This is a genomic window from Bacillus spongiae, assembly GCF_037120725.1.
Taxonomy (GTDB): Bacteria; Bacillota; Bacilli; order Bacillales; family Bacillaceae_K; genus Bacillus_CI; species Bacillus_CI spongiae.
This window is the reverse complement of record NZ_JBBAXC010000004.1, coordinates 14886-29176: the sequence shown is the minus strand read 5'-3', so window position 1 is coordinate 29176 and position 14291 is coordinate 14886. Positions and strand designations below refer to the sequence as shown.

The following is a 14291-nucleotide window of genomic DNA, read 5'->3' as shown; positions in this document are numbered from 1 at the left end:
AAATGATTAGACAATCGATCCATTACCAATAAAGTTCTTTTAACACTGTCTATATATTTTGCAACAACTAATTCAATTTTTTAAAGTAGGGCAAGTTTGTATTCGAAAGGTCTCAAATACCCTATTGTTCAGCGAATTCAAATGTAATTAAATCAATGAAAATAGGCTTGAAATTCTTTTGCCGAATCTTTTTATACTAGCAAAATAGTGGACTCTTAGAAACTCAGTTTTATAAGTTCTAAACCTGGTTTCAGCTAAGGCATAACCATAAGTGTACCCCTTCATACTTAATGACTGTTTAATTCTTTCGAAATTTACTGGTCTTCACCCATTACTTATATGGGAGTATTTGTGCTATTAATTGTAGTCTACTTGACCTTATTTTTTCAGTCCAACCCCTAGTAGCCTTTTTGATAAGATGGCCGGCTCTTATTTAGGACAGTCCACATTCAAACCTTGAGAGGTTCCACATTTATTTCCTTTGAAATTATTGGCATCATCATCTTCGATATCGAAATTCTGATTATCAAAAGCACGGTTACTGAACACATCATTGTTGATAGATATGGAATTTAAGAAAATACCACTATCACCATTCTCCTTAACTGTATTTCTTATAATCATGTTGCTAGATGAATTGTCTAATCCAATACCAAAATCTTCATTCTCAATAAGGTTATTTTTCTTAATGGTGTTGCTATTCGAATCGTCTAATTCAATGCCTTTCTCCTCATTCCTAATAAGGTTATTTTCTATTATCATATTGCTAGTTGAACCGTCTAAAAAAATGCCGTCCTTTTCAAATTTTTGAACAATAAAATTCTTTACCAACACACCAGAAGCAGTGCTAGTAAGAGTGATTCCATTCCCAGTACCAATAACTCCCGTTCCATCCAATACAGGTTTCTCTTTTCCTATTCCAATTAGCTTGAGATCATCTTTATCAATAGTAACCTCTTCATTGTAAGAAGTCCCATCCTCTTTTGTTTTTACTAAAATGATATCTCCTGGAACAGCTGCATTAACTGCATCTTGAATTGTGTCTTCATCATCAGGCACCACGATAGTTTTCTCGTTAAAGAAAAAGATCCCTATCCCAATGACGACACCTAAGGTGAGAACACTTGATAAACTAAGACTTAAAACATTAACAAGTAGTATAGCCTTCAGTAATGAGGTATCAGTTTTCAATTCTTCACCTCCCTAGAAAGAACGGTTTTCAGAAATGCTGCTTATTATCTTTCAAATTTTGTCTACAAACTGAACAATTAGGAAGAGTGTAGTGACGTCAAAAATGATCCCGATAATAAGGAAGGAATTGTAGGGATTACAACCACTACATCTCATATTTTTTCGAAACCTAGGACGAGCTATGATATAGCAATAATAATGGCGTTTGGTCGTACCAGCCAACATAGGGGAGTGCCTATTCCTTTCATGCACAATTTTTTTCTTATGGAAGGGTCATTTTTGTTACCTCCTATATTTTCACATCTTTAAATCTTATGCGCCAATACAAGAAAATAACTGAATTAATCAATCATTCTGTCAACATTTTTAAAGTCATGTTTTCGAAAAAATTCAAATAGGATATTTTCAATACAGTCATCTATTGTGATTTTAATCAACGTCATCAAAGGCTTTTAAAAGGGCCAAAGCATGATGAGGTATTAAAAAGACAACTAACAATATAAGGACCGTCGCTGTTTCCCTTTGAGGCCCTACGAGTAGATTGAATTATGCTAGGAAAAGAAATGCGGACTCTGCGAGCGAACCTAGTAAGAAAATACCAAAAATAATCCTGTCTAAAACCGTAACCCAAGAGCTAAACAGGAATCTCTACAATTGTTCACCCACTCACTTATCGATGTTACCTCCTCCAAGTATCCTGTTTAGGATCTCTTCGAGAGCGTCAGAGTTGTGTCCAGGTGAATCGTGCCTTGAACAATGGAATATGGCCAATGTGTAATTGGTCACCGTATTAATAATTGAGATGGATTATCAACATAGTTCGCCACTTAGCCTTTACGTTTTTTTTTTTTGGTGGTCGAGGTCTATAAGATACAAAGCAATAGGCAGGATTCCTTCTATTTAGAAAAGGTTATCTTAGATGTAATAATTTTTTCATACACTATCTCTTCTATAAATATTGATGCATCAATTATCTAACAGTGAGGGAAAAGTTTATCAACCACTAAATGATTTGAAATTTTTTGCGTTTAATAAGGAAGGGAACTACGTTGATCTTTCAAACTCATTACATATTACAGAGCTACAACAAAGGAAAGAAGAGTTAAAAATAATTAACTCGGAAAAGATGGAATAACTCTTTCAGAGCTTAAAAATCAGCGAATGGATAAAGGTGAGGTTTTACTCTTGTATGTAAGACCGAAAGAAGAACATCTAGCTTTGGAAGGTTTCAGTTCTGCCTTAGTTAATCTAAATAAGTCCGCCTCCATTTAAGTGAAGCTTGCTATGATAGTTATTTTTCTTTCTCTATCGATAGACAAAAAAGTTGGGTTACGACAACAAATCGTTTGTAATACAGTTCATTTCAATATTCAATCGGCATAAGATGAAAAGTATACAAATAAAAAACTGAGGAGAAAAAAATGACTCTTTTAGAGGAACAATCCTGTTGGGCATGTCATGGAGTCAGAATTTTTTTGATTAAAAAGTTTGTTTTCCAATGTTTGAAAGAAAAAAGGATCACTGCTAGAGCAATGTTTGAATTGCAGTGATAGGGGGTGAAGAATTGAACACGTCCAAAGATAAATTTTCAATAACAGCACTACTTTTCACGTTTACTGGAATTCTTTTCATAGGTGTCGTGATAGTGGTAGGTATTATACTCTTTAACGAAAAAACCATCGTAGTGCCTGATGATGAAGACACAATTCAAAGTGCAGTTGATGCTGCTGTTCCAGGAGATATCATTTTAGTAAAACCAAAAGTGGATGGTACTGCTTATGAGGAAAACGTCGAGATTAAGACGGATAATATCAAGTTGATTGGGGTAGGGAAAGAGAAGCCTGTATTAGATGGGGATTTTATGACAAGTACTGGTAGAGGTATAGATCTTACTGACAGGTCTGGCGTTTTATTACAGAATTTTATTGTTCAAAACTTTGAGGATGAGGGGATTTTCTTAGACGGTTCAAATAGGAATATGATAAAAAAGAATTTTGTTACGGAAAATGTTGTTGGAATTAACTTTATCGGGTCAAATAACAACATGGTGAAAGGTAACAACTCTAATGAAAATAGCGATCAGGGGATTTTCTTAGTAGATTCAAATCAAAACATGGTAAAAGGCAATACCTTTAATGAGAATGGTCAGGGGATTTCCTTAGCCAGTTCAAATCAGAACATGATGAAAAGCAATACTGCTAATGATAATGAGAGTGATGGGATTTTCTTAGACGATTCATATAGGAACATTGTGAAAGGCAATACCTTTAATGAGAATGGTCAGGGGATTTCCTCAGCCAGATCAAATCAGAACATGATAAAAGGGAATACCGCTAATGAAAATGAGAGAGATGGGATTTTCTTAGAGGCTACTTCTATCAACAATGATTTGTTCTTTAATCGTGCGTTCGGTAATGGGGATTTAGACATCGAAGATGAAGATGACAACAATTTCAAAGGAAATAAATGTGACACGAGTGACCCCGTTGGGCTTTGTAATTGATACCAATGGCATCCTTCGGGATGTTTTTTCTTTAAACCAGTCTTATTCTTCTTAGTATATAAAACCATTGTATTGTTTATCCATTCACTTTGAATGATGGATTTGTTTATAAGCTTAATTCTCCCACTAAAAAGTTCATAAGACAATCGTATTTTGATTCTCCGAAGCTAGTCACCCGTCATACCGCGACCAATCTCTCAAGATAACGACGCCCTCAGTCGGAGCTTCTATCGGTGCTCTTTCGGAAAAGGTAGCTGCGATGACAAGTTATACTACATTCCCTTTAAGTGAAAGTCGTTGATTCTTAGTTCTTATACTTGTTGTGATTTTGTCTCGTAGAAGGGAGAGGATAATAGAGTTAAAAAAGTTACTTACATTAAAAGAAGAATGGATGGTGTTTTGTATAATGTTGGGGTTACAAGCAAGTATTAAAAACAAAGAAGGAGCGACTAACAGATCATTTTTCTGCTTATCGTTCCTTCTTATCAATGTAACCTATTAATAGACTAACAGGGGGACAGAGACACTTTTCAAATCATTTCCCTGCTTTTCTTCAATCTGAGATTTGACTCGTACTTATACCAATTATTCTTCAATAAGTTTTGCATTCCAACATAAACAGAGTTTGTTGTTCCATTATACGCACTTGGCCAAATTACAGCCGTTACTCCATCATTTGTAGAAAATGATTGGTCAGATGTTACGGAGAAATACTGCCAATCAGTTGTAACATCTACTTTTATCCCTGTTGATTCAGTATTGTGGTGGTTTTGGATTTTTATCTGTGCTTAAGAGGCTCCTTAGCTTTTAACCAAACGCCAAATATATATTGTTTGCCATCTGAAGAAATGTTTACATATTGTGATACAGCACCGTTATCATCGAGATGTTTCTGAGCTTAAGCTTACGTTAGTTTATTATTATAACTCCAGCTAGAATTTGTAAAACCTTCGATTGGAAATGGTTCTAACAGGTTAGGTTCTATTACTGTAAACAACTCCCCCTTATAAATAGCTGGAGATTGTGTTCCTCAGTCCCAAGTTAAAGTGCTACTGCAATTATTTCGATTGAGAATTTCCTGAAGGTCTCCACGAAATTGTTTTCCATAATTAGAAGGTTAAAAAAATACTACATAATTAAGTTGATTGGCATTTCCATAACTTAAATCATTTTTATCGAAAAGTATCTTATAATCGGAAGACGTAATGTATTCAGGAAGAATTATTTCATAACCAAAAATATTTGATAGTGTTTCATTATAACCATAATTAAAATGATTAGAAGGATCCATTGAGGAGGTAAAACTTACTATAATAGATTTAGGATTCCCCACCTATTTATCAAAGGTTTTCATAAACCAACTGAATTCTCCATAAGTATCCCTTATATCCATCAGTTAGCTAAGGACTCTTTCATAATATAAATCTAACTGCGGTTAATGTGCCCAAAATCATACTAGAAAAGAAGGTGCTGATTATAGAATTCTATACGCAGACCTTGTATTTGCTTGAAAGGAGAAAAGGACATGTCCAAGTAAAAAAACATTCATGAATTCGAATCCTACAAAAAGGAGAACAAAAACAAAAGATACAAACTGATTGATAAGCCTGTTGGTTGGTGATTATCTAAAATGGAAAGTAAAAAAATCCCTGCTTCCACAGGGCAGTGAAACGAAATGAATTAACGCAATGCTCAACTAATAAAGAATCTGACATTAAGAAGATAAATTTCTTTTTAGTATGTATTACTCTTATTGTGTTATCAAAAACAGTACCCTTGCAAGGACAAAAAGATCCCGACTAAAAAAGAAAGTCGAGATCTTTTAATCAAACTATGTTCTGAATGAAAGGGACACTAGATACTTCCTCGTCAAGAACAGGATCATCTACGACCTCAATTGTACCGATAATGATTCCTAAAGCAATTGCCACGGCACCTATTGCGATGAATGGACCTAGAAAACATAAACAGTTATCTTTCTTCTTAAGCAAGAAGATAACTGCAAAAGCAGCAGAAAAAAAGAGAATGAGAAGTAGAACTGTGACTAGTAAAAAGAATACAATTTCAGATTCTATATTTTTCACCCCCTTGCTATAGTTTATGAAACAGAGGTTTCATTTAATAAATATGATGTTGATAGCATGGGAAGAACAAAAAAATACGTAATGAATCAAAGATGTTGAGAGTATACAAAAAATACTATAAATCAAAGCTATTCAATCGATGTGACAAAAAAGAATAAGTGAGGAGTTTTTAATGGAAATTGACCTTGAAGAAATTGATTTTCTTTGTCCTAATGAGTTAATAAAGGAGATTTATTTCATAAAGGATTGAAGTCTTACATACAGATATTCGAACAAATGACCTCACATACAAATATAAGTAGAAAAGGTTTTTGTGAAATATCCAAAAGGGTAAAAGACGGGGAAGTCACAATTTTCAAAACAAATATTGCCAATAACCGTTTGGATAAGGGTTGTTGGTTTGTAGCAAAGACGCGTTCCATGAACGAAGTGCTACTCAGTGGTAGGTAACAGAATAAGGATAAGGACTGTAAAAATTAATAATAATGTTGAGTTTTATATTATAGGTATTTGAGAAATGTATAATAGCTCTTAAAAAGAAAATGGTGAAAAGAACTCTGATAACAAAAAAATTACGGAAATTCCTCGGGTTTAAATATTATAATGAAATAGATTTATTATATGATGGAGGTAGTGCAACATGATAAAAGGAATTAATCATTTTTTATTTTCAGTAAACGATTTAGAAACATCGATTGCATTTTATCAACAAGTGTTTGATGCAAAGCTATTAGTCAAAGGGAGGAAAACGGCTTATTTTGATTTGAATGGAATGTGGTTAGCCCTCAATGAAGAAAAAGATATCCCACGTAACGAGATTCAACATTCATACACGCATATTGCTTTCTCTATCGATGAAGCAGATTTTTTGAAAATGAGGGAGAAATTAAAGAAGCTTGACGTAAATATTCTACCAGGTCGAAAAAGAGATGAACAAGATAGACAATCCATTTATTTTACCAACCCAGACGGCCATAAATTTGAGTTTCACACTGGAACATTAGCAGATCGATTGCAATATTATAAAAAGGACAAGCAGCATATGACGTTTTTTTCATAAGAATGAGAAAATGGCAAGAAGTTCCTGAAGGGAATGGGCTCAGTTTATTAAAAGTAGTATATGGTCATTAAATATTCGTATCTTTTGATATTGTGTACATAACGATGAAGAATTTCAGTTTATCGCAAAGCAAAGGGACTGTAGAATACAATAGAGTTCTATTATTTTTGACTATCAAAGCGAAGAGGGGTAAAATCTTCACATAGCACTTTACATAAAAGTAGTTGTAACAATGGAAGGGAAGAAAAAAATGAAGATTTTAGAACATACAGTTGAAAAGCTTGAAGATCCGACAGGAATATTAATTGGCGATCGTTATGAATTTTTCCTTACGATTGAAGTGCCTGAAGAAGATGAGCTTTTCTCAGAGCATGGGTTATATATGAGAGCCATTGTTGCTGTCGAAGAGAATGCCTCTCGATTGGTTCAATATCAAATTTATGAAAGAACAACGGAGAAGTATCTTGATTTTGCATTAGAAGAAGCAGAAGAAAACATGGTACTTGAATATTGTCAACAACATATGGAGTAATCTGTAGGTTAAAACAATAGAAAAGCCAGGAATCCTTTTGGGAATTCCTGGCTTTTTATATGTAATGTAAAGATGGTATGCCTCTATCTACATGATATTAAAAAATGAAATATAAGTCTATAACTTTTTTTAAGGGTATGGAAAAATAAGAGTGTGCACATAAACGTAACGTTACGGCCAAAATAGAAAAGAGGGCGTAAAATGAAAAGAACAATGACAACAGATGATGCGATAAAAAGATGGAACCAACATGCAGAAAGCTTCATCTCAAGCTATACGGAGCATGGGGATATTCATCGAGAGGTGTTCTTAAATCCAACCATTTTTTCCTTACTTGGAGATGTAAACGGTAAAAGAGTATTGGATGCAGGCTGTGGTGAGGGCTATTTAAGTAGACTATTGGCGGAAAAAGGAGCAATCGTAACGGCTGTTGACTATGCTCAAAAGATGATTGAAATGGCGAAGCAGAGAACGTCGAGTGATGCGCCTATTCATTATCGACAAGGAAACTGTGAGCAGCTGAGTTTTTTGGCAGATGCCCAATTTGATACGATTGTTTCAAATATGGTTCTTCAAGACTTAGAAGACTACGAGGCTGCTTTAAGGGAAATGCACCGCCTTTTAACAGATGGTGGAGTTTGCATCTTTTCGATTTTGCACCCTTGCTTTATTACGCCTAACAGTGGGTGGGTACGAAATGAGAAGGGAGAAAGACAATTTTGGAAAGTGCACCGATATTTCTATGAAGGTGTCTATGACCAAAACTTTCCAGTTCATCATAAGGAAAAAATCGTATACTATCATCGAACGCTAACGAGCTATATGAAAGCAATACAGCAAGCAGGCTTCACCTTGTCAGCCGTTGTGGAACCGGTCCCTTCTGATGAAATGTTAGCGAGGTATCCTCTATTTGAGGAAGACTTACATTGTGCGGATTTTATCGTATTTAAATTAACAAAATAAAAGCTGAAGAGGAAAAGTGTCACCTCCCAATTATGATAATGAAAGAATTTAATAAGGTAATATTCTATCTTTTACAGAATGAAAGAAGAAGCTTCAATAGCTTCTCCTTTTTTTATGGCTCTTCTCGACAGGAAATTATTAAAGGAACTTGGTTCAGATACATAGTCCGGGAGGGTTACTGCTCTCACATCGATTGCCATCAAAGATGTTATTTATATTGGCAGAAATAAGGTCAAAAGGTTCATTTAGTTTTAATTTATTGAACCGGATTACGTTGTCCATGGTGATAGCAGATACAAAAATACCCCCATTGATGTCGTTTTTGCGGACGATATTTGAATCAATTACATTTTCTCCAAAGAAAAACAGTTGAATCCCAGTATCATTGTCCCAAACTATGTTTTCAATAATCGTATTATTATTGAAGATAACAAAGATACCTATAGCACCATTTCGCAATGACGAGCTTCCGAACAGAGTAGTAAATGCTAGTAAGATGATGCCGAAGCTATTATTTTCTTTAATTTCGCTACTAATCAACTTGTTATTATTTGAGACGGAGAAAAAACCAAATTCATTGTTTTGCATGATGCATTGGTAGATAAAGTTATGCTCTCCGCTATTTATCGTCATTCCAAAATCATTTTGTCGGGATGTACACCGTATACATAGATTATTTTGACCATTAAGTTCAAATCCTTCCGTATTTATCCCCATATTTAAGACGGACTCAATATCTTTTAATATATTACTATCCGAATTAATTTGAACCCCTCCTAAAGCAAATCCTTGAACAGTCAATCCTTGGATGGACGTTCGGTCAGCTAACACAATAATGCCAAAGCTTCCAAGTGGTGCTCCTGCAATGATGGATTCTCCAATCCCTTCTCCGAAAATTTTCAGCCGAGGTTTATTATTGGGTACAACAAACCCATCAAACGTACCATCTAATAGTTGAATACTATCACCTGGACTAGCAAAATTAATTGCATCTTGTACAGTTAGAAAATCGGTCGGAACGACGTGAATTGCCATCTAGCATTCCTCCTTTCAAAAATAGATTTACTATAGTATATGAAAAGAGGACAAGTTGTGCTTGTATGAATAACTAAGCATTATGGATGATAATGGATATGATGCCGTCATCATGTAAAACAGCTGAAGAGTAGGATACGGTAATCATCCTTTATTTTTCGGAGGACTTATAGAGAGAATCTATTAAGATGAAAAAAATGTAAATCAAACCTTGAACTACATAACGGTATATGGTAAATTAAAACTAACTTGTAATACAAAGTAGTTCTTTATTATTTTTTTGTGTAACTACCTTGTATTACAACTTAGTTGTAGAAAGGGGGGGATGTATTGTCTTCAAGTCAAATACTAAAGGGAATTTTAGAAGGCTGCCTTCTATCGATTATTGGCAAAGGTGAAACCTATGGATATGAATTAATGGAAAAATTAAATACCTTCGGATTTACGATGGTTAGTGAAGGAAGTATTTATCCACTATTGCTTCGAATGAGAAAAGAGGGATTAGTATCGACTTTTCAAAAGGCACTTCCATCTGGAGGTCCAAAGCGAAAATATTATACTTTAACGAACAAGGGGAGAGATGAGCTGGAAGAGTTTAAAAGAAATTGGAAGGCTATTTCAGGTAGTGTAAATAACGTATTGGGGGAGGGGAAGGAATGATTATAAATCTATCCAAAGAAAGCAGCGATTTTTTAGTAAGCTTAAGGATGTATTTAGTTTCAAGCGGGAAAAATGAAAGAGAAATTGAGGAGGTTATTGATGAATTAGAAGATCATTTATTTGAAGCCGAAAAAAACAACAAAAACGTAGACGAAATCATTGGAATAACGCCAAAGGAATATATGGAGCAAATAGCGGGTGAGATGCCTATAGATTTTAGAGGTGTGCTAAAAACGATTTTTCTAATTTGTTTAGGAGCCTTTTCTTACATTTTAATGGGAGATGCCCTAACAGGAGGTTTATCCTATTCATTAATACAGTTAATAGGGTATCCGTTGATTTTATTATCGTTTTTGTCTCTTATTGTGGTTTCATTTAAGTATTTAGCAAGTAACAACGTCTCGAAAATAAAAGAATGGGTAATATTTGGGGTTAATGGGATTACTCCATTGCTTTTATTTTTAGCGTTATTGTTTTTCAATGGAACCTATAATTCGCCAACTATTCAGTTTGGGGGTAATTGGAATGTTATAGCCATCGTATTTTGTATTCTTGTTTTCGTTGGAATGTCGATTTCGGGCAAATCCTGGATCTGGATTATCCTCCCTATTCTCTTATATGTTCCAGAGATTCTTATAAACATGACCAACATTCCGACTAACACGAAGGTAATAATAGGAGGAATAGGTTCACAAGTATGTATTGCCCTTTACTTACTTTACTTTTTTATAAAAGAAAAGAAAAAGGAGAAAAAACATAATTAAATAGGTGGTCTTTCAGAAAGGGTGCTTTTCTATGATAGAAAAGCACCCTTTCTTGAACCTATGCAGCGGAAAATGTAATCAATGAAAATACTAAAAAAATAATGAGGGAATAAAGTTCATAAGAAACTAGAAGGAAAAGGAAAATTATTGTATCAGCAGCACACGAACGTTTTAAGGGTGAAGCGTTCTTGCAAAAGTGACTTTATAAAGTCTCAAATTAGAGAGTTAACTTGATAAAGAGAAGCATTTTTCATTGACTACGCTAGAAGCATGGAAATGAAAAAATCTTCAAAGCGAAATGGAGAAGGTCAATAAATGTCTTCTAATAGAATCTAAATAATAGAGGATTCATGACTTCTTCGTTAATCTTTTACTTGTATATTCGTTCGTCTATTTTCATATACTTACTAAAAATGTACGGTATAGAAGGGAGTTTATGCATGACTACCTCATTATTTGTATTAATCATTGTTATAATTTTACTAATCTCACTGATTATGTTCATCACTTGGAGAGAGAGAACTAGAATGACAAAGATGACAGGTATGATGATTGCCATGGTTGTAGGGATGATGACGGGATTGTTAGGAGGGGTGATAGTTGGAATCCTTCTTAATGGACAACTGTTTTTTTCTACTGTAATTAGTATGGGTATAGGAATGATTATTGGTTTTATGTTGGGGTTGCCTACAAGTGTCTTATCTGTGTTAGATGGTATGTTATCGGGACTAATGGGTGGGATGATGGGTGCTATGCTTGGTGAAATGATTCCCTTAAAATATTGGGACAGCATGATATACGTAATGTTTGTACTGTTTATTGGCTTTATGCTGACATTAATTTATTTTATTCAAGAAGAAACGATGCAGAAAGAGGACAAAACTCACTTGTCATTTATCCGTCATCCTATTTTTCTTATCGTAACCTTTTTCATATTTTTTTACTTTTATAGCCAACTTGGTTTCATAGTCGACCCCTCAGGAATGAATCCTCCTTCTCATAGTCTGTCTTTTTATCCGTCATATCTTTTAAAAAATTGATTTATTAAGGTAAGAACGAAGAACGACATTGGACGAGAGAAGGAATAGCCTATAATTAAAAGGTTATACTGTTGAGGTCATATTTAGTGAAAGAATAACCAAATATAAAGAGGTAGTAGGTTAAGAATTCTTCTAATATAAGAACAACTTCATTTAAGTTATCATATATGAATATGGAAATGAGCGTTTACTTCATTCATGAATTGCTCTAAAGCAGGAGGAAAATAACGATTTTTCCGGTATATTAAATAAATTGGTTTTTGTTTAAATTCAACCCCATTAACATTCAATAGCTGTACATGTTTATCCTCGAAAATGTCAGAGCCTGTAGATATAGGAAGAAAAGCAGCGCCCATGCCCATTTCAACAAATTTAATAATCAGTTCTATGTGATCAATTTCCATCTTAACTGAAAGAGAGATTCCATTCTCTTCAAGCGTTTCCTCAATAAAATCCATTAATTTTGTTCCTTTTTTAAAGGTAATAAAGGAAAGCTTCTCTAAGTCCTTAATATTGATCGTGTCAAGTCCTGAAAAAATGCTATTTTTAGAAACAATTAACTTTATGTTTGAATGAATTCCTAATTGAATAGTATTTATATTTTCAAACGATGAATGTTTAGTATCGACGAAACCAAAGTCAATGACGTATTGGTCTACTAGACGATATAGATCATTTGAGGGTCCAATTTCGTTAATAGAATACGTAACTTTCGGGTATAATTGGCTAAATTTTAATAATAATGGTGGTAAAGACGTTAACAAAATCTGAAAACCCCCTCCAATTCGAATGTGTCCAAAATGAGGTTGGTTATATAATGTAATTTCCCCACGTATCTCATCATACATATTTAGTAGTGTCTTTGTTTGATCATACATTTTTCTTCCAATGGGATTCAACATTAGCTTTTTTCCTTCACGATCAAACAGTTTTACTCCAAAATCTTGTTCAAGCTTTTGTATTCTTACTGTTAAATTCGGTTGATTTGTATGTAGCTTTCTTGCTGCACTAGATAATGACCCACACTCTACAACAGCTTTAAAAGATTCTAATAATTCAATCATTTCTTCCACCACTTATATATAATTTTTATATATATTATAAATAATATATATTTTACATATATTATACCTGCTAATAGAATGGAATTAAATAGTTTAGGAGGTAAAATATGAGAAGTGATATAAGGGTGACATTCATGGTATTATTTTCTATGATATTTTTGGTTGTTGCGTGTAGCAATAAAGAGACGGAAGATAACCTATCAGATGGAATAAAAAAAGATTCTGATTTAGCAGGAGAGAAAAATCAAACAGAAGAGGAACTAATAGCTATTCCAACAAAAATGGAAGAAATCTTACAGTACTGGCCAGCAGAGGAATGGAAGAGAACGTCACCTGAAAGTGTAGGGATGGATTCAGCTTTATTACAGGATATGTTTGACTTTATAGAGAAAGAAAACATACCAATGGAAGGTTTGCTTGTAGTGAAAGATGGTTATATTGTGGCAGAAAAATATGGGGGAGAGTATAACCAAGAAGTACTTCATCCAATTTATTCAGTTACAAAAAGCATAACATCTGCTTTAGTAGGGGTCGCAATTGAACAAGGCAAAATTAATAGTGTAGACGATAAAGTATTAAATTATCTCGACGATGCCAAGATAGAAAACAAGAATAACTGGGTAGAAGGACTATCTATTAAACGATTGTTAACAATGAGATCTGGAATAGACTTTCCTGAACAAACAAAAAGAGGCTTTTATCAATCTGATACATGGAATCAATTTATGCAAGCAGAAGATCCAGCATATTTTATCATGAATCGTCCTATCAGAAAAGAACCGGACTTCTGGAACTATAGCACAGGTGACGCTCGAGTTGTATCAAAAGTTGTACAAGTGGCTACTGGACAAAGTCTATCCGATTTTGCTCGAATCCATTTGTTTAAACCGATGGGAATTACAGATGTAGAATGGCCAGTAGATCAATCAGGCACTTCATATGGTGGAACAGGGATAATGATGAAACCGAGAGACATAGCAAAGATTGGCTATTTATATTTAAGAAATGGTCGTTGGGAAGACAAGCAAATTTTCCCTAAAGGATGGGTTGATGAAAGTACAAAACCGTACGGTGATACCAATCAAAACTTTGATGGGGATAAGTATGGATATTTTCTTTGGTTAAAATCTATCCTAGGATTCAATACCTTTAGAGGTATGGGATTATATGGGCAGTATATGGTGATTGTTCCTGATCTCAATCTAGTTGTAGTTCAAACATCAAGTGGAATGGACGTAGATCCCCTTTTAGAAAAATATATTATTCCTTCAATAAGGTAAATGCTAATAAAGTTTTTGGAAAAATTAAACCAAAAAAATCGTTATAAAGAATCAGAAGATAGAAAGCAAAAAAAACTTAGTTTCTTTGTATATATTTTACCACCGAATACACTCT

The 14291-nt window shown here is 34.1% G+C and carries 12 protein-coding genes; 8 read left to right on the top strand and 4 right to left on the bottom strand.

Annotation, left to right across the window (positions count from 1 at the left end):
• Positions 1–429 precede the first annotated feature (429 nt).
• The gene (locus tag WAK64_RS05990; RefSeq protein WP_336586045.1) at positions 430–1191 is read right to left on the bottom strand and encodes a right-handed parallel beta-helix repeat-containing protein; all 762 of its coding nucleotides are present in this window, start codon (positions 1189–1191) and stop codon (positions 430–432) included.
• A gap of 1564 nt (positions 1192–2755) precedes the next feature.
• On the opposite strand from WAK64_RS05990, the gene WAK64_RS05985 reads away from it, so the two are divergent.
• Positions 2756–3694, top strand: coding sequence for a right-handed parallel beta-helix repeat-containing protein (locus WAK64_RS05985; RefSeq protein WP_336586044.1), 939 nt, complete (start codon positions 2756–2758; stop codon positions 3692–3694).
• 1826 nt (positions 3695–5520) lie between these two features.
• Here WAK64_RS05985 and WAK64_RS05980 read toward each other — a convergent pair.
• The gene (locus WAK64_RS05980) at positions 5521–5778 is read right to left on the bottom strand and encodes a hypothetical protein (protein ID WP_336586043.1); all 258 of its coding nucleotides are present in this window, start codon (positions 5776–5778) and stop codon (positions 5521–5523) included.
• Between the two features lie 640 nt (positions 5779–6418).
• Between WAK64_RS05980 and fosM the strand changes: the two genes are divergently transcribed.
• The 3 genes from fosM (at position 6419) to WAK64_RS05965 (ending at position 8333) form a co-directional block, all read left to right on the top strand.
• A complete protein-coding gene (fosM, locus tag WAK64_RS05975; RefSeq protein ID WP_336586042.1) occupies positions 6419–6838 on the top strand; it encodes a FosM family fosfomycin resistance protein in 420 nt (139 codons plus the stop codon).
• A gap of 250 nt (positions 6839–7088) precedes the next feature.
• The gene (locus tag WAK64_RS05970; protein WP_336586041.1) at positions 7089–7370 is read left to right on the top strand and encodes a DUF6509 family protein; all 282 of its coding nucleotides are present in this window, start codon (positions 7089–7091) and stop codon (positions 7368–7370) included.
• 201 nt (positions 7371–7571) lie between these two features.
• Positions 7572–8333 (top strand): class I SAM-dependent methyltransferase, encoded by a 762-nt coding sequence (locus WAK64_RS05965; protein WP_336586040.1) that lies wholly within the window; start codon positions 7572–7574, stop codon positions 8331–8333.
• A gap of 153 nt (positions 8334–8486) precedes the next feature.
• Here the strand turns inward: WAK64_RS05965 and WAK64_RS05960 are convergent, their stop codons facing one another.
• Positions 8487–9368 carry a right-handed parallel beta-helix repeat-containing protein gene (locus WAK64_RS05960; protein WP_336586039.1) on the bottom strand — a complete coding sequence of 294 codons (882 nt, stop codon included), beginning with the start codon at positions 9366–9368 and terminating at the stop codon, positions 8487–8489.
• A 330-nt stretch (positions 9369–9698) separates the two neighbouring features.
• Here WAK64_RS05960 and WAK64_RS05955 point away from each other — a divergent pair, with 330 nt between their 5' ends.
• The 3 genes from WAK64_RS05955 (at position 9699) to WAK64_RS05945 (ending at position 11832) form a co-directional block, all read left to right on the top strand.
• Positions 9699–10028, top strand: coding sequence for a PadR family transcriptional regulator (locus WAK64_RS05955; RefSeq protein ID WP_336586038.1), 330 nt, complete (start codon positions 9699–9701; stop codon positions 10026–10028).
• Complete coding sequence (locus WAK64_RS05950; protein WP_336586037.1) at positions 10025–10792, top strand: HAAS domain-containing protein; 768 nt, start codon at positions 10025–10027, stop codon at positions 10790–10792. The genes WAK64_RS05955 and WAK64_RS05950 overlap by 4 nt, the downstream gene beginning before the upstream one ends.
• 527 nt (positions 10793–11319) lie before the next feature.
• Entirely contained in the window at positions 11320–11832 is a 513-nt protein-coding gene (locus tag WAK64_RS05945; protein ID WP_336586036.1) for a hypothetical protein, read from the top strand.
• 161 nt (positions 11833–11993) lie between these two features.
• On the opposite strand, the gene WAK64_RS05940 is transcribed toward WAK64_RS05945, so the two are convergent.
• Entirely contained in the window at positions 11994–12896 is a 903-nt protein-coding gene (locus WAK64_RS05940; RefSeq protein WP_336586035.1) for a LysR family transcriptional regulator, read from the bottom strand.
• 107 nt (positions 12897–13003) lie between these two features.
• On the opposite strand from WAK64_RS05940, the gene WAK64_RS05935 reads away from it, so the two are divergent.
• A complete protein-coding gene (locus tag WAK64_RS05935; RefSeq protein ID WP_336586034.1) occupies positions 13004–14176 on the top strand; it encodes a serine hydrolase domain-containing protein in 1173 nt (390 codons plus the stop codon).
• Positions 14177–14291 lie beyond the last annotated feature (115 nt).